The organism is Kribbella sp. CWNU-51 (genome assembly GCF_054073265.1).
Window position 1 is genome coordinate 1 of sequence record NZ_JBSXMZ010000010.1, and the last position, 16697, is coordinate 16697.

Sequence of the window (16697 nt, forward strand, 5' to 3'; positions counted from 1 at the left end):
CCTCTCCAAGAAAGACACCATCCGCTGCCTCAAACGACTCATCGCCCGCGAGATCTACTACACCCTCCGCCAAACCCAACCCACCCCAAACCAGCAACCAGCCACCGCTTGACATCTATAGGAGCATCCAACAGGACGCGCCACCTCGCGGACCAGAGTGCGGGGCCGGTAGCCGGTCGGTCCTTAGCGGCCCAGAAAGTCTGCTCACTACCGGGCCTCCGTCGCGGCGCCGCGGCTGAGGGTTTGCGGGCCGACTCGACAAGCCGACCCGCTCCCCCGCCAGGAGTTCCCGTGGGACCCCACCCCCGCAGAGCCCCATTCCCCCCGTGAACTCCCATCCCTCCGGGGACCCCATTCCCCCGTGACCCCCATTTCCCCGTGATCCCGTAGGTCCAGCCCCGTGTAGGCGCAGTTCCCCCAACCCACACTTCCCCGTCTCCCGTTGGCCAAGCTCCCCGTATGCGCCTCCCCCACAACCCGCACGTCCCGCAGTCTGTCCCCCGCGCGGGCCCGGTCCCCGCGCCCGGGGTCCTCGTCCCCTGGCCAAGCTCCCCTTAGGCGCCGTTCCCACTAATCCACGCTTCCCCGTACCCCATGGAGCCTGGTCCCGTCCACCGTTGATCCCCCGTCTCCCGTGGGCCCGAGCTCCCCGCACGCGCAGTTCAGCCACCAGCTCAGCAAACCCAACTTCTACCTGCTCAACGGTCGGGCTCACCCATTGGTTCAACCACAGTTCCCCGTAGGCCCGTTCCTCCACCGACCCCGTCCCTGCGATCCCCGTCCCGTGGGTCGAGCTCCCTCTGGCGTAGTTCCCCCACCAACCAGGTGTGCCGCAGGCTCCGTTCCCCTGTGGGCCTGGTGCCCGTGAACCTCAGCTTCCCCGCCGCAGGTCCTGCTCCCCAACCCCGTTTCGCCGTGAGGCCCCGTTCCCCGTGGCGTAGGGCTGCGCTGCTGGTGGAGCACCCCCGCTTGTCTGTTGTGGTGCTGCCGAGCTTCCCCCCGTTCCCTGCCCCCATCTGTGCCGTTCCCCGTGGCGCACTGCAGGTCCCAGTCGTCTTCGTTACCCGTTGTGCCACGGGGTTGGCTTGCCGGTGCCCCTTGCTCACAGTCCACGTTGGGTGTCGCCGGTCCCGGCTGCGAGGTGATGTTCGGATGCCTGCGCGGTGAACGTTGCCCCGCATCGCCTTACATTGCCCCCGCTTCACCCGTGACCCGGTTCTTCCGCAGGTGTGTTGCCCGTTGTGCACCACTGGCTCCCCGGCGTACCGCTGGCGAAGATCCCCCTCGTTTCCGTGTCCCCCGTTGTGTTGCCGGCGGAGCACCCCCGTTCCCCCATGCCCCACCGGCCCCGTTCCCCCGTTTGCGTACTGCGATTCCCCGCTGTCGGGGAGTTCGAGCGTCCCCGTTGTGCTCGTTCCCCTGGAGTGCTCGCCACGCTCCCCGTTGCGTTGGCGGTTAGTGCGCGTACTGCTGTCCTCGTTGTAATGCAGTCCCCGTTGTTGTTGCTGGTGGAGCGTCCCCGTTGTGCCGATACGTGCCACCAGTCGTGCGTTTGTTGGTGGCGCGTCCGGCTTCCCCGTTGGTTCCCCCGTTGTGTTGCTGGTGCCCGCGCTTCCCCGTGCACGGTTGCCCGATGGCCGGTTGGGATTGGTTCCGCGAGGGAGCCGAGTGCCCCGGGGCCAGAGGGCGGTGGTGGCTGGTGTCGATTTCCGCCCCTGAACGGAATCGGCAGGCCGATAGTGCGGCGGCGGCGAGCTTCCCCCAGAAGTTCTCCGCTGCCTTGTGAACGAGCGGGAAGCGACAAGGTGACGGGTCAGGCGTGACGAAGTATGGAACGGGTCGCGTCCCAGCCTTCCAAGCCGGGGTCGAGGCGGGCGAGGTCGGCGGGTGAGCGGAGGCGGTGCCAGCCGGGGCCGACGGCTACGGCGTGGCGGCGGGGTTTGGCTTGGTCGAGTTCCGCGAGGGTGAGGTCGAGGCTCAGGTCGAGGGAATCGGTCAGCCAGTTCGCGATGGGGAGGTTGACGCCGAGGGCTACCTGGGAGCCGTCCTCGGCGGGGCAGACGGCGATGTCGGCAGTGGAGAGGGCACGGAAGAGTTTGCCGATCAGGAGCCCCGGGAGGTCTGGAGCGTCGTACGCGACAGCAACCACAGCCGCCACTCGGCCGGTCCCGCTGATGGACCCGCCGACCTCGGCCGTGGTGGACCCAGCTGCATCCCCGGAGGTGGGCGCCGCGTCCGAGGCCGGCGCGGAGGTGGCGGGCGTGGGGGTGAGGGTGGCAGCTTGGGTTAGGGCTTGGTGGAGGGTGGGGGCGGTGTAGACGGGGGTGCCGGGCCAGGTGAGGGTGGTGGCTTCATGGACGGATGCTTCGGTGCCGTTGAGGACGGCCACTGCGACTTCTACGCGGTCCAGGGCGGCCAGGACCTCGTAGGTGTCCTCGGCCAGGGCCAGGCGCCAGGCTTCGGGGGAGCGACCTGGTGGGGCCCAGGTGGGGGTCGACGGCATGACCAGTACGACGATTCGTCGGTCGTTCGCGCTGGCGGAGCGGGCTGGCTCGCTCACCGTGTCTCCTTGCCGGAAGCCGGATTGGTCAAAGGGCGAGGGTAGCTGTCAGGTTTTGGTTCAGGCCGCGTTGGAGGGCGGTCATGATGGACCTCGAGTTTCTCGCAGCGGCGCTCGACGGAGGTCCTGGCGGTGGAGACGCTGACCGATAGGGCGACGCTCCACCCGGCCGACACCTGTCGGCCGATCACCCGACAGCCGCGCCGACGTCGTACGCGGTCCGGGCGGCGTTGACCTCGGTCATATGAGTCTCGGCCCAGGACTTGATGGCGGAGATCAGCGGCATCAGATTCTGGCCGAGTGGCGTCAGCTCGTAGTCTACGCGGACCGGCACCGACGGCGTCACCGCGCGCGTGAGCAGGCCGTCGCGTTCGAGCGAGCGCAGTGTCTGGGTCAGCATCTTCTGGCTGACGCCGGCGATCCGGCGGGAGAGGTCGGAGTACCGCTGCGGGCCTTCGGCGAGCGCGGTGAGGATGAGCGTCACCCACTTGTCGCTGATCCGGTCCAGCAGTTGCCGGGCCGGGCAGCTGGCCAGGAACGCGTCGTACTCGCGGGCTGCCTCCTCCCGGCGCTGAGCGGCGGTACGCGTGGGCATGACTCTCCTCGTCGTACGGTACGCACTTCGAAGTACGTACTTCCCGATAGAGAGTAACTCTCCGACAGTGGTGTCACCAACAAGGTATCGACACAAGGAGAGACACGTTATGCGCGCACTCGTGGCCCGGCGGCTCGAAGGGCCGGACACCCTCGAGCTGATCGAGACGCCGATTCCGGAGCCGGCGGCCGGGCAGGTCCGGATCAAAGTGGCCGCCGCCGCGGTCAACCCGGTGGATCTGGCGGTGAGCGCGGGGCTGGCTGTGCAGTTCGGTCTGACTGCACCGAGAGAGCAGTTCGGTCTCGGCTGGGACGTGGCCGGCACGGTCGACGCGGTCGGGTCTGGTGTGGACCTCACACCAGGTACGGCGGTCATCGGTCTGGCCGATCTGCTCGGGCGATCCCTCAAGACGCACGCGGAGTACGTCGTCCTGGACGCGAACGCCGCCGCGACGACCACCATGGACCCTGTCGCCGCATCGACCATCCCGCTGAACGCAATCACGGCACTGCAAGCACTACGCGCCATCTCGGGGCAGACCGTCCTGGTGACTGGCGCCGCCGGTGGCGTCGGTGGGTATGTGGTCGAACTCGCCAAGCACCAAGGCCTCACCGTGATCGCCACCGCCGGCGACCAGGACGAGGACCTGGTACGACGTCTCGGCGCGGATCACTTCGTACGACGCTCGGCCGACCTGGCCACCGCGGTCCGCGAGATCGTCCCAGCCGGCGTGGACGCTCTGGTGGATGCGGCGATCATCGGGGTCGGTGCACAGGAGGCGGTCCGCAACGGGGGCCAACACATCCATCTGCAGGGCGGGCCACGGCCGCCGCACCTCCGCAACATCACTGTCGCGCAGCTCTTCCTGCACGCCAACCGGCGCGACCTGACTGAGCTGGTCGAGCTGGTCGACGCAGGTGCAATCTCGACGCGGGTTGCCGAGACCTATCCCCTGCAGGATGCGGCAACGGCGTACCGGCGCCTTGCCAAGGGCGGCGTCCGCGGACGGCTCGTGCTCATCCCCTGACGGCTTGCTGGAGCCGGAGCGCGACCTGGATGTCCAGGGCGCGTTCGGGTGACTGCCAGCCGTCGCCAAGCAGGGCAGCGATGCGGTCCAGGCGTTGCTGGACGGTGTTGGGGTGGATGTGGAGCGACGTCGCCGCTCTCGTCGGACTCTGGCCGGCTGCGAAGTACGCGTGCAAGGTGCCGACCAGATCGGTGCCACGCTGGTCGTCATAGTCGAGTACTGCGCCCAGGACGTGCCGCACATGCGCCCGTACGTCGACGTCCGCAGCACCAACCAGACCGGCGACTCCGAGGTCGTCAGGTGTCGCGGACTCGCCACTGCGTCCGAGCCGGAGCATGGTCGCTGCGAGTCGCGCAGCCTGACGATGCGCGTCGACCAGCGAGCTCCAACCCGCCGGACCGGTCACGGCGATCGTCACTGCAGCCCGTTTGGCAACGTCAGCCAACTCTCGCGCAGCCGACGCAGGGTCGGTGCGGGCGAGCAACAGCACCAGGTCTCCGCCAAACGGACCAGAGAGCACCAGCTTCTCTTCCAGTGGTGCCGACAGCCGAGCCCGTACGGCGGAGTGGTCCCCGCGCACCACTGCTACAACCAGGCGGTCGTGGCGGTGGTTCGGCGCGAGCAGACGGAGTCGATCGGTCAGCGTCCTCGGATCAGCGCTGCCACTGAGCACATCTGCCAGCAGATCCGCCTGTGCACGTTGGGATTGCTCGGCGGTCTGACGGCGGAACAGCAACACCAGTGCGGTGACCACAGCGGCGCGTTCGACGATGCGTTGGTCCGCGCCGGACAGGTCGTCGACGCCGCCGATCACCAGAGCGCCGAGGCGCTCGCCCTTGGCGGTCGCGGCGACCACCCAGCAGTCACCGATCCGGGTCAACCGGCCGGACTCGGACTCCTGCCAGGGCACCGCGGCCCGGTGCGTGTCCCCCGCCACGGCCAACTCGTTGCCGACGGCATCGACGAGCACGACCCACACGTCGAGCAACTCGGCCACGGCCGCCGCGATCGCATCCACGTCACCGCCCGACAGGACGATCTCGGCGAACCGGTCGTGCGCCGCGGCCGCGTGTTCGACGCCTGCGTGGGCCGCCGACACCTGATCCAGTGCAGCGGCTGTCTCGGTGGCCGCCCGGACCTGCACGATCGTCACGGCCGCGAGGGCCGCGAGCGAGCCGAGCAGCGAGACCTCCTCGCGGCTGAACGGCCGGCGCGTCCGGTTGGACGCGAACAGCACTCCGACGAAGGCTCCGTCGACGATGAGCGGCGTACCGCAGATGGCGACCAGCCCCTCCTCGCCGACCGCGCTGTCGATCGGCGAGGTGTGCCGGAAGCGCCGGTCGGAGGGGTAGTCGGCGGTCCAGTACGGCTTGTAGGTCTCGGCGACGAGTCCACCGAGGCCCGCGCCGAGGGGAAGCCGGAGCTGCTGGAAGGCGGCCGAGACGGATCCGTCCGTCGCCCGCATGTACGTGTCGCCGCGGGTCGCGTCGTACAGGGTCAGGTACGCGACGTCCGTGCCGATCAGAGTCCTGGCCCGGTGGACGATGGTGTCGAGTACGCCGCCCGGGTCACGCGCCGAGGCCAGTTCGCGGGCGACGTCGACCAGGGCGGACAGCTCGGCCTCACGCTTCTTGCTGGCATCGATGCCGGCCCGGATGCGCAGGGCGAGGTCGCGGGCCACCGCGTCCTCGCCCGCCGCTCGGGCCAGCTCGCTCCCGGGCGCATCCTCGGCCAGCAGCCGCAGAAGCTCTTCCATCCCGGCGATGATGCCACCTACAGGGCGGTCAGGTCCCGGCGTCGCGTTTCGGTGTACGACGTCACCGCGACGATGGAGATCACCGCACAGACCGCGACGTACACAGCGATCGCATAGCCGGAGTCGTACGCCTTGAGCAGCGCTACCGCGATGAAGGGGGCCAGACCGCCCGCGATGATCGAGGCGAGCTGGTAACCGATCGACACACCGGAGTAGCGGACGCGGGTGCCGAACAGCTCGGTGAAGAACGAGGCCTGCGGTCCGTACATCGCGCCGTGCAGCACCAGTCCGACGGTGACGGCCAGTGCGGCGAGGGCGAAGTTCTTCGTGTCCAGCAGGGCGACGAAGAGGAAGCCCCAGACACCGACACCCACCGCGCCGATCAGGTACACAGGTCGCCGGCCGATCCGGTCGGACAGCGAACCCCACATTGGGATCGCGAAGAAGTGCACGGCCGCACCGATCAGGACGGCGTTCAGTGCGAAGGACTTGCCCATACCCAGGTGTTCCTTGGCGTACGTCGCGATGACGATGGTGAAGATGTAGTAGCTGACGTTCTCCGCCATCCGGGCGCCCATCGCCGTGAGCACCTCCCGCGGATAGCGCGTGATCACCTCGATGATCGGCAGCTTGTCCACCGGCTCATGCTTCGCCCGTGCCTCCTGGAACACCGGCGACTCCTCGATCCGCAACCGCACCCACAGTCCGACCAGCACCAGTACGGCGGACAACAGGAACGGGATGCGCCACCCCCACGCGTTGAACGCAGCATCCGACTGAAACGCCGCCAGCCCAGCCAGTACGCCGTTGGCGATCAGCTGACCCGCGGGAGCACCGGCCTGCGGCCAGGACGCCCAGAACCCACGCCGTGCGGGGTCACCGTGCTCAGACACGATCAGTACGGCGCCACCCCACTCACCGCCGAGTGCGAAGCCCTGCACGAGTCGCAGCACGGTCAGCAGGATCGGAGCGAGCGCACCGACCTGTGCATAGGTCGGGAGTAGGCCGATTGCGAAGGTGGCGACGCCCATCATCAGCAGCGACAGCACGAGCAGTTGCTTGCGGCCCAACCGGTCTCCGAAGTGGCCGAACACCACTCCGCCGATCGGACGGGCGAAGAACCCCACTGCGAACGTCGCGAAGCTCAGGAGCGTCCCGGTGAGCTGTTCGCCCTTGGGGAAGAAGAGGTCTCCGAACACCACCGACGCGGCAACGCCGTAGAGGAAGAAGTCGTACCACTCGACCGTCGTACCGACGAGACTCGCGCCGACCACCCGGACGATCGACGTCCGGGTGCGGACCGGTTCTGTAGTTGTCATGGGCGGGCTCTCTCCTGAGCTAGTGGGCGGTCCAGCCGCCGTCGAGTACGAACGAGCTCCCCGTGATGGAGGCGGACGCCGGGCCGCACAGCAGCGCGACCAGCTCTGCCACTTCGGCCGGCTCGATCAGCCGCTTCACCGCGACCGGCTCGAGCAGCACCTTGTCCAGCACCTCTGCCTCGGACAGGCCGTGGGTGGCCGCCTGATCGGCCAGCTGGGCGGTGACCAGCGGCGTCCGGACGTAGGCCGGGTTCACGCAGTTGCTGGTCACTCCGTGCGCTGCACCCTCCAGGGCGACGACCTTGCTGAGTCCTTCCAGTCCGTGCTTGGCAGCGACGTACGCCGCCTTGAACGGGCTGGCCCGGAGACCGTGCACCGAGCTGACGTTGACCACGCGGCCCCAGCCGGCGCCGTACATGTGCGGAAGCGTCTGCCGGATCAGGCGGAACGGCGACTCGAGCATGAGCCGCAGGATGTAGCTGAACCGCTCCGGCGGGAACTGCTCGACCGGTGCGACCTGCTGGACCCCGGCGTTGTTCACCAGGATGTCCACGTCCGTCGGCAGGTCCGGCAGCCGCTCCAACTCGGCAAGATCGGCGACAACCGTCTCCACACCGTCGAGTGCCTCGAGTCCGGCGGCGTCGTAGTCGACTGCGATGACATGTACGCCGTCGGCCGCGAGGCGCCGGGCACACGCGGCGCCGATGCCGGACGCAGCTCCGGTGACGAGGGCTCGACGGGTCTCCATGGCCGACGACTGTAGAAATCCGCGCCGCCGCACACTATGGGGTGCGGTCACACATCCAAGGCCCGCCCAATAGGGTTGCGCGCCACTTGTCCACAACCTCGCCTATCGAAGCAGCGCGTGATGATAGGTGGACCTATTGTTGAAACATGGTCGATATCGAACAGCCGAAGAAGAAGGCCGCCGGCGTCCCCGCCGTGCTGTCGTCGTTCAAGTTCGGCTTCCGTGAGATGGGCCCGGCCCGGACCGGCAAGGTCTTCCTGAAGATGAACCAGGACGGCGGCTTCGACTGTCCGTCCTGCGCCTGGCCGGACCCCGACCACAAGCGCAAACACGCGGCCGAGTTCTGCGAGAACGGCGCCAAGGCGGTGGCCTGGGAGGCGACCCGCAAGCGGGTGCCGCGCGCCTTCTTCGCCGAGCACACCGTCGGCGCGATGAACGAGATCTCCGAGTTCGAGCTCGGCAAGCTCGGCCGGATCACCGAGCCGATGCTGCTGCGGGCGGGGGCGACGCACTACGAGCCGGTCGGCTGGGAAGAGGCGTTCCAGGTCGTCGCGCGGCACCTGAAGGCCCTCGTCGACCCGAACGACGCGGTCTTCTACACCTCCGGCCGGACCAGCAACGAGGCCGCCTTCCTCTACCAGCTCTTCGTCCGGGCCTACGGCACCAACAACCTGCCCGACTGCTCGAACATGTGCCACGAGTCGTCCGGTACGGCGCTGTCCCGGGTGATCGGCAGTGGCAAGGGCGCCGTCACGCTGGAGATGCTGGAAGAGGCCGAGCTGATCGTCGTCGTCGGCCAGAACCCGGGCACCAACGCGCCCCGGATGCTCAGCCACCTCGAGATCGCCAAGCGCAACGGCGCCGACATCGTCTCGGTGAACCCGCTGCCCGAGCCCGGCATGATGAACTTCAAGAACCCGCAGCGCCCGCGCGGCTGGGTCGGCAAGGGTACGCCGCTGGCCGACCAGCTCCTGCAGATCCGGATCGGCGGCGACCAGGCGCTGTTCCTTGCCGTCGGCCACCTTCTGCTCGATGCCGAGGCGGCGAACCCCGGGACCGTGCTCGACACGTCCTTCATCGAGAGCCACACCAGCGGCTACGAGGTCTACGCCAAGCACAACGCCGAGCTCGACTGGGCTGCCGTCGAGCTCGCGACCGGGCTGCGCCGGACGGAGATCGAGGAGTTCACCCAGCGGTTCATCAAGTCCAAGGCGACGGTGATCTGCTGGGCGATGGGCCTGACCCAGCACCGGGAGGCCGTCGCGACGATCAGCGAGATCGTCAACGTGCTGCTCCTGCAGGGAAACATCGGCAAGCCGGGCGCCGGCCCGTGCCCGGTGCGTGGCCACTCGAACGTCCAGGGCGACCGCAGCATGGGCATCTGGGAGAAGGTGCCGGACACGTTCCTGGACAAGCTGGACGCCGAGTTCGCGTTCACCGCACCCCGCGAGCACGGTATCGACGCGGCCGAGACGGTGAAACGGCTGCGTGACGGCGCGGTCCGGGTCTTCTTCGCCTTGGGTGGCAACTTCGCCTCCGCGACACCCGACACCGAGGTCGTGCACCGGGGTCTGCGGGAGTGCGACCTGACCGTGCACGTCTCGACCAAGCTCAACCGGTCGCACACCATCACCGGGCGCGAGGCGTTGATCCTGCCGACGCTCGGGCGGACCGATCACGACCACACCGCGGCCGGACCGCAATCGGTGACGGTCGAGGACTCGCAAGGCGCGGTGCATTTGTCCACGGGCAATCTGACGCCCCCGGGTCCGGAGCTGAAGTCGGAGATCGGCATCATCTGCGGGCTCGCGCGGACCGTCGTACCGGATATCGGGCAGATCCCGTGGGCCGACTTCGCCGAGGACTACAGCCTGATCCGGCAGCGGATCGGCCGGGTGGCCGACGGGTACGAGGACTTCGAGGATCGGCTGCGGGCCAACGAGGGCGGGTTCCTGCTGGCGCACGCCGCCCGGGACAAGCGCGAGTTCCGCACGTCCGACGCGCGGGCGCAGTTCACCGCGAGCGACCTCAGTTGGTTGCCGACGGCCCCTGGCCGGCTGCTGCTGCAGACGATGCGCAGTCACGACCAGTTCAACACCACGATCTACGGGCTCGAGGACCGCTACCGCGGCATCAACGGGACCCGGGAGGTTGTCTTCGTGAATCCGGACGACCTGGCCGAGCTCGGGCTGAAGGACGGTGCGTACGTCGACATCGTGAGCGAGTTCCAGGGCGTCGAGCGGCGGGCCTCCGGGTTCCGGCTGGTGTCGTACCCGACGGCGCGCGGCTGTGTGGCGGCGTACTACCCGGAGACCAATGTCCTGATGTCCGCCGACGACGTCGCCAAGGGCAGCAATACCCCGGTCGCCAAGGGCCTGACGGTCAGGCTGGAGCCAGTCGCTTCCTGAGCCACGGTTGGACGAGAGCGAGTGCGGCGGCCACCGCCGCGCTGGTGATCCACAGACCCTTCGGGCCCGCAGCGTCGAGAAGTTGGGTGACGGTCAATGGGGCGATGGTGGTCGCGATGCCCCAGCTCAGGCCGAAGACGGCGAGGTAGCGGCCGCGGGCGTGCTCGGGTGCGAGGCCGGACGCTTGGGTGAGGTAGCGGGTCAGGAGGAAGAGGTCGCCGAGGCTCCAGAGCACTGCGGCGAGCAGGAAGATCGTGAGGCTGTGCGCCATGGCGGTGACGAGGAGCCCCGCTCCGAGCAGGAAGTAGCCGACTGTCATCGCCCGGAAGTCGTCGAGCTGCTGCAACCGGAGCAGGCGCTGGGCGACGATCAAGGTCACCGCAGAGACCGCCAGGATGAAGCCCGTGCCGGACTTCGGCAGGCCCTGCTCGAGCAACGTCAGCGGCACACCGATCACCAGTTGCATATAGATGGTGGCGAACACGGTCCCGCTGGCAAGCAGCAGCAACAGCCGCCGGTCCCGCCACACCGAGACTTCCTTGGACCTGACGACGACCTCTTCTGTCTCCCGCCGTACGTCGGCTGGAAGGGCGAATGCGACCAGGACGGCGCAGGCCAGGCAGGTGACGGCGTCGGCGACGAAGAGCCAGCGCAGGTCGACGTGGCTGATCGCTGCGGCGAGCAGGCCGGCCAGGACTCCCGCCGCTGCCAGCGCCGCGCTGTACAACCCGTACGCCGCCGGCCGATCGGACGGACTGGTCACGTCGGCGATCATCGCCTGACTCGGCGGCTCGTAGATCTCGAAGGCGAGGCCGAGCAGCACGGTCGCGAGGACGGCGGACCAGAGCGCATGACTCGATGCGATCCAGATCTGGGCGACGGCACAGCCGGTCAGGCCGAGGACGATCGTACGGCGACGGCCGAGCCGGTCGGCCAGGTGCCCGCCGAGCAACCGGGACGGGATCGTGGCCGCGCCGAAGAGCGCCAGGATCAGGCCGGTCTGGCTGAGCGACGCGCCGAACTCGACGGTCAGCACGACTCCGAGGAACGGCAGCGTGAACGCGCCGATCCGGTTCACCGCGCGGGCCGTGACCAGGATCCACACCGCCGGAGACAACCCGCGCCACGGCGAGGTCAAGGTCGCTACCGCACTCATCTCCGGCTCCCATGACTGTCTAAGTGGCTATGATCGGTCACGCGAGAGCCTACGGAGAGGACCCATGACCGGTCAAGTGTCTTTTGATAGTCACGCCCGTAACGTGCTGGCGGCCTCCGTCGAGTACGTGAACCGGCTGACGCCCGGCTACTCCGGTGGCACGCCGTACCCCGCGCCGGCCGACGAGGCACAGGCCGTCTCCGACGCCTTGGCAGCCATCGGCTACCCGCGGCCGTCCGTCGAACCGGACGACGCGCGGCGGCTGGCCGTGCTCGCGGGGCGGATGCGCATCGTCTTCGAAGCCGCGCATGCGGGAGACCTCGATCGCGCGGCGGACGAGGTGAACGCGCTGCTCGTGGACACCAACTCCCGACCGCAGCTGGACCGGCGGAACGACGGCTGGAGCCTGCACTTCCACGGCCCGGACGACGGACTCGTCAACGGCTGGGCCGCCGGCTGCGCGGCCGGCCTCGCGCTCGCCCTGGGCACCGGCCTCGCCGGCCGCCTAGGCGTGTGCGCGGCCCCGCAGTGCGACCGCGTCTTCGTCGACGTCTCCCGCAACGGCCAGCGCCGCTTCTGCTCTCCCCAATGCCAAAGCCGCGTCAAAGCCGCCGCCCACCGCGCCCGGCAAGCTAGTTGAAGGTGAGCGTGGGACTGGCCGGGTCCTCGTTGCCCACGACAACTTGTGCACGGTCTCGTGGGCTGATCTGGTCGACGTACAGCCGCTCACCCGGAATGTACTTGCTGAGATAGCGCTGCTCGGCGGCGGCAGCAGACGTCATCCACTGCTGGTCACGCTCGGTGCCACGACGGAGGACCACGTCGAAGCTGACGTCCACATAGACGCGCAGATCCCAGTAGGCGTCCAGCTCCGGGCGCTGCAAGAAGGCCCCATCAGCCAAGAGCACGGCATCGTCGCCGGCCGTCTCGATGGGCGATTCGAGGGCCTTTTGAGCGCCCGGGTGCATGATGCCGGTGGTGTATCGCCGATCTCCGCCTGGACCGAGCGGGACCAGGAGACGATCGCGGATCGCGTCGTTGTCCCAGGTGTCCAGGTAATAGCCCTCCGGCGAGTCGATCGGGTACGCCGTCCGCAACGCGGCGGCACGCTTGAAGTAGTCGATGCCAGCACGGATGATCTCGCGGTCGGTCCGGTCGCGCAGCACCTGCGCCAACTCGTCCGCCAGCGTCGTCTTCCCGGCCGCCGAGCAGCCGTCGATGGCCACCCGGATCGGATGCGGCCGATCGACCGCCAGAATCATCTCGGCCAATTCCGCGAGCACCGCAGCACGCTTGCCCACGTTCGTCTCCCCAGTTGTCGGACCGCGGCCCAGTCTCCCGGAACGGCGGCAGCGCCTCACCCCATTTTCTCCGGGTGAGGCGCTGTGCCGGGCCGTCAGCCGACCGGGGTGAGCTCGCGCTCCTCCTCCGGGGCCGGCGGCTGGATCGCGTGCTTGGCGGGCTTGCTGCGGAGCCACTTCGGGGCCCACCAGTTGGCGTCGCCGAGCAGGGTCATCACGCTCGGGAGGACGACCGCACGGATGATCGTCGCGTCGATCAGGATCGCGACTGCCAGGCCGACGCCGAGTTGCTTCATGTCCAGCGTGCTCAGCGTCGCGAAGACCGCGAACACCCCGATCATCACAGCCGCCGCGCTGGTGACCACGCCGGCCGAGCCGGTGATGCCCTCGGCCACCGCCTGCTTGGTCGGTACGCCGCGCAGCACCGCCTCGCGAATCCGGCTGACCACGAACACGTGGTAGTCCATCGACAACCCGAACAGCACGACGAAGAGGAACAGCGGCAACCAACTGACCACGGCCCCGTTCGACCGGAAGTGCAGCAGCCCTTCGGCCCAGGTGTTCTGGAACACCGCGGTGACGACGCCGTACGCCGCTCCCGCACTCAGCAGGTTCAGCCCGATCGCGGTGATCGCGACCACCACGGACCGGAACGTCACCATCATCACGATCATCGTCAGCAGCAGCACGAACCCGATCACCAGCGGCAGCTTGGCCCGCGTGTGGGCCGCATAGTCGACGTCCGCGGCCACGAACCCACCGACGGCGTACTCGACTCCCGGCACCTTGCCGACCGTCTCCGGCATCAGCTCCTTGCGCAGCTTGGTCAGCGAGTCACGCGCTTCCTGGCTGCCACCCGCGTACGGCGTGGCGACCTCGAGGGTCGTGACAGTGCCGTCCTTGGAGACCCGCGGCTCCTCGAGACCGTCCTGCGCGAAGAGCTTGTCCTGCTGCGTGCGCTGCACCAGCTCGGCGAGAGCGGCCTTGACCGCCGGCGCCTGGTTGGCCGGTGCGCGGACGGCGACCTCGTGACTGGTGCCCGTGCTCGGGAAGGCCGCGGTCAGCCGGTCGTACGCCTTCATCACCGACGTGGTCCGCGGCAGATCCTCGGTGCCCGGGAACTTCAGCGTCATCCCCAGCGCCGGCGACGCGACGGCCAGCAGTGCGGTGACCGAGACCAGCAGCGTGGCGACCGGGTGCTTCAGGGCCGGCTTCAGCACGGTCGGCCAGAAGCGCGGCTTGTCCTTGTTCGCAGTCAGTCGCCACACCAGCGGGATCCGCGGACGGTCCACCCAGCGACCCAGCTTCGCGAGTACGGCGGGGAGCACGGTCAGCGAACCGACGACGGCTACCGCGACGACCAGGATCGAGCCGACCGCGAAGGACGAGAACACCGCGTCCCGGGCCAGGAACAACCCGGCCATCGAGATGATCACCGCCGTGCCGGAGACGACGACCGCGTGGCCGGAGGTGGCGGCGGCGATCTCGACCGCGTCGACGTGACCGCGACCCTTCGCGCGTTCCTCGCGTTCACGACGCAGGTAGAAGAGTGAGTAGTCGACGCCGACCGCCATGCCTATCAGCAGGATCACGCTGTTCACCGCGTCGACCGCGGGGACGAGCTGCGACGCGGCCGCGGACAAACCGATCGCGGCTGCGACTGCGGACAGCGCCAGTACCAACGGCACCGAGGCAGCGATCAGCGCGCCGAACGCGATCAGGAGGATCGCGAGCGTCACCGGCAGGCTGAACATCTCCGCCCGCTTGAAGTCCTTGCCGAGGGTCTCGTTGAGGGCCTTGTCGATCGACAGTCCTCCGACCTCCTCGATCCGGAGCTTCGGGTACTGCTGCTGAAGCTGAGCTGTGGTGTCGAGCAGCGGCTGCACACGGTTGTCGCCCTCGCCGTCCTTCAGGGTGACCCTGACGATCACCGCGTCCTTCTTCGCCGACGCGATCGGCTGGGCGACCTCCGCGACCCCACCGAGGGCGCGCATCTTCTGGATCACCACGCCGGCCGCCTGGTCGGCCGCCTTCTGGTCGAGCGTCCCGGACGGAGCCGTGATCAGCACGCTCTCCACGTCCGGGTCGGCGAAGTTGCCGGACTTGACGATGTTGTCGGCCCGGGTCACCTCACCGATGTCGCCCTCGTTCTCGGACTGCTTGGTCCCGGTCACCGAGCCGAGTGCGAAACAGGCGATCACGACCGCCACCCACATCGCGATCGCCCGCCACGGATGGGTGGCGCTCCAGCGTGCCGCCCGCACCGTGATCTGTCCCCTGGCCATACCTTCCCTGCCCCTCTGCGCCCCCTCAGGCGCCCCACCCAGCGCATCTGGCGCGGCGCTGGCTATGGGTTCCAGCCTGGCTGGCCGGAGCAGGCGGCGACCATGCAGGAAGCCACCCAGTCCACCCTGGGGCTAACCCCACCCCACCCTTTCTCGTACGCCGTACGTCCCCCCACCGCCCGCCCGCACTTCGGGCACCCATCGACCGTTTCGGCGCCGCGCAAATGGTTGACCGGGGCTCAAAGTCGCGACGGCGGCGGGGGTGAAGGGTGGATGCGGGTGGGTCAGAAGTCGTCGAGGTTGAGGGACGAGGCGGCGGAGATGCCCTCGAGATAGCCCTCGGCACGCTCGGCTTTGGGGTAGCGGTGGACCAGGGCCCAGAAGGCGGCGTTGTGGGCCGGCTCGACCAGATGGGCGAGCTCGTGGATGAGCACGTAGTCGACCACCCAGGCGGGCATCGACTGCAAACGGGTGCTCAAACGGATGGATCGGTCCGCCGGAGTGCAGGATCCCCACCGTCTGTTTTGGTTCGAAACCCACCTGACTGACGCAGGTTCGGGCACTTCGGGGAGATGACGACACGCGAGTTCGTGTGCTCTGGCCAACAATTTTTCGTCCGACACGCGGGATCGGCTGCGCTGCTTGTCCAGCCGCGCCAGCATGGTCTCGACCCAGCGCGCCTCCTCTGCGGCGGACAGCCGGTCGGGCATCAGCACGACCACGCGCTCGCCGTCCCGGTAGGCGCTGACGGTCCGCTTGCGCCGCTTGCTGCGGCGGATGTCCACGAACGGCGGGATCGGTCGCGGTGGAGAATCGGCCATGGGTCAAAAAGTACCCTGAGAATCTGACAACTTTCTTCCGTCCACATCCTGTGAATCCGCGTTTCCGCAGGTCAGACGCCAGATTTTGGGGCCACCGATTCCGGTTGTTCACACCTTGTTCCCCCGCCCGTCCACAGTGCCGCGCGGCGCGCCCCACAGGTTGCGCACAGGGTTATCCACAGGCGTGGACAACGCGGCCTTGCCAGCGCCGCGGCCGGCTCCTAGCGTCAGTTCCAGCAGGCTCCCGGATCGCCTCCGGGGCCGTTCGGAGGGGAAGCCGAGCGGTTCCGAAGGCGGATCACCGGGAGCCTGTTCTGTGCTGCCGGATGGTTCGGAAAAGGCTTTCCCCGCCGGAGCCCAGCGGCGCGTGGGCTGTCAGGTGGGCTTGAGCGTGCTCCCGCCTGCCGTAGGGTGAATCCCGACTGGGCCGAACGGCCTACGGCAGAACGAGTCTGCCGTTAGCATCCACGACTGCCTGGGGTGGGAACCCCAGGCTGGTACAGAGCAAGGAGAGGGCCCTCATGGCAGAGACCTGGAGCGGCGAGTTCTACTGCGTCAAGTGCAAGGCCAAGCGCACCGCCGACGGCGAGGTCAAGGTCAACGACAAGGGCACGCGCATGGCCAAGGCCAAGTGCCCCGAGTGCGGTACGAACCTGAACCGAATCCTCGGCAAGGCCTGACGCACCAAGTCGTAGGGGCGGTGTCCGACACGCGGAACGTG

13 protein-coding genes are annotated in these 16697 nt (G+C 68.5%); 4 read left to right on the plus strand and 9 right to left on the minus strand.

All coding sequences use genetic code 11. From position 1 onward, the window contains the following. Positions 1 to 1813: 1813 nt before the first annotated feature. Together ACXC9Q_RS15395 and ACXC9Q_RS15400 are read right to left on the minus strand one after the other, a co-directional pair. A complete protein-coding gene (locus ACXC9Q_RS15395) occupies positions 1814 to 2560 on the minus strand; it encodes a hypothetical protein (protein WP_457057193.1) in 747 nt (248 codons plus the stop codon). Between the two features lie 187 nt (positions 2561 to 2747). Further along, on the minus strand, positions 2748 to 3155 hold the full coding sequence (locus ACXC9Q_RS15400) for a winged helix-turn-helix transcriptional regulator (protein ID WP_457057194.1): 408 nt from the start codon (positions 3153 to 3155) through the stop codon (positions 2748 to 2750). A gap of 109 nt (positions 3156 to 3264) precedes the next feature. Here ACXC9Q_RS15400 and ACXC9Q_RS15405 point away from each other — a divergent pair, with 109 nt between their 5' ends. Beyond that, positions 3265 to 4182: an NADP-dependent oxidoreductase gene (locus ACXC9Q_RS15405; RefSeq protein WP_457057195.1), complete on the plus strand. Its 918-nt coding sequence runs from the start codon at positions 3265 to 3267 to the stop codon at positions 4180 to 4182. On the opposite strand, the gene ACXC9Q_RS15410 is transcribed toward ACXC9Q_RS15405, so the two are convergent. The 3 genes from ACXC9Q_RS15410 to ACXC9Q_RS15420 are packed head-to-tail and all read right to left on the minus strand — an operon-like array spanning position 4172 to position 8005. Then, positions 4172 to 5938, minus strand: coding sequence for a helix-turn-helix domain-containing protein (locus ACXC9Q_RS15410; protein ID WP_457057196.1), 1767 nt, complete (start codon positions 5936 to 5938; stop codon positions 4172 to 4174). The two genes, ACXC9Q_RS15405 and ACXC9Q_RS15410, sit on opposite strands and share 11 nt — an antisense overlap. Before the next feature lie 17 nt (positions 5939 to 5955). Then, positions 5956 to 7257 (minus strand): MFS transporter, encoded by a 1302-nt coding sequence (locus ACXC9Q_RS15415; protein WP_457057197.1) that lies wholly within the window; start codon positions 7255 to 7257, stop codon positions 5956 to 5958. A 19-nt stretch (positions 7258 to 7276) separates the two neighbouring features. Then, entirely contained in the window at positions 7277 to 8005 is a 729-nt protein-coding gene (locus ACXC9Q_RS15420) for an SDR family NAD(P)-dependent oxidoreductase (protein ID WP_457057198.1), read from the minus strand. A gap of 146 nt (positions 8006 to 8151) precedes the next feature. Here ACXC9Q_RS15420 and ACXC9Q_RS15425 point away from each other — a divergent pair, with 146 nt between their 5' ends. Beyond that, complete coding sequence (locus ACXC9Q_RS15425) at positions 8152 to 10413, plus strand: FdhF/YdeP family oxidoreductase (RefSeq protein WP_457057199.1); 2262 nt, start codon at positions 8152 to 8154, stop codon at positions 10411 to 10413. Here the strand turns inward: ACXC9Q_RS15425 and ACXC9Q_RS15430 are convergent. Beyond that, positions 10388 to 11569, minus strand: coding sequence for an MFS transporter (locus tag ACXC9Q_RS15430; protein WP_457057200.1), 1182 nt, complete (start codon positions 11567 to 11569; stop codon positions 10388 to 10390). The two genes, ACXC9Q_RS15425 and ACXC9Q_RS15430, sit on opposite strands and share 26 nt — an antisense overlap. Positions 11570 to 11672: 103 nt before the next feature. On the opposite strand from ACXC9Q_RS15430, the gene ACXC9Q_RS15435 reads away from it, so the two are divergent. Continuing rightward, complete coding sequence (locus ACXC9Q_RS15435; RefSeq protein ID WP_405068592.1) at positions 11673 to 12209, plus strand: CGNR zinc finger domain-containing protein; 537 nt, start codon at positions 11673 to 11675, stop codon at positions 12207 to 12209. Here the strand turns inward: ACXC9Q_RS15435 and ACXC9Q_RS15440 are convergent. The 3 genes from ACXC9Q_RS15440 to ACXC9Q_RS15450 form a co-directional block, all read right to left on the minus strand. Further along, positions 12202 to 12870, minus strand: coding sequence for a uridine kinase (locus tag ACXC9Q_RS15440; RefSeq protein ID WP_457057201.1), 669 nt, complete (start codon positions 12868 to 12870; stop codon positions 12202 to 12204). The genes ACXC9Q_RS15435 and ACXC9Q_RS15440 overlap by 8 nt on opposite strands. A 95-nt stretch (positions 12871 to 12965) precedes the next feature. Then, positions 12966 to 15155, minus strand: coding sequence for an MMPL family transporter (locus ACXC9Q_RS15445; RefSeq protein ID WP_457057202.1), 2190 nt, complete (start codon positions 15153 to 15155; stop codon positions 12966 to 12968). A 284-nt stretch (positions 15156 to 15439) separates the two neighbouring features. Further along, positions 15440 to 15976 (minus strand): M48 family metallopeptidase, encoded by a 537-nt coding sequence (locus ACXC9Q_RS15450; protein ID WP_329480978.1) that lies wholly within the window; start codon positions 15974 to 15976, stop codon positions 15440 to 15442. A gap of 521 nt (positions 15977 to 16497) precedes the next feature. On the opposite strand from ACXC9Q_RS15450, the gene ACXC9Q_RS15455 reads away from it, so the two are divergent. Then, positions 16498 to 16656, plus strand: coding sequence for a DUF5679 domain-containing protein (locus tag ACXC9Q_RS15455; RefSeq protein WP_012922897.1), 159 nt, complete (start codon positions 16498 to 16500; stop codon positions 16654 to 16656). Positions 16657 to 16697 lie beyond the last annotated feature (41 nt).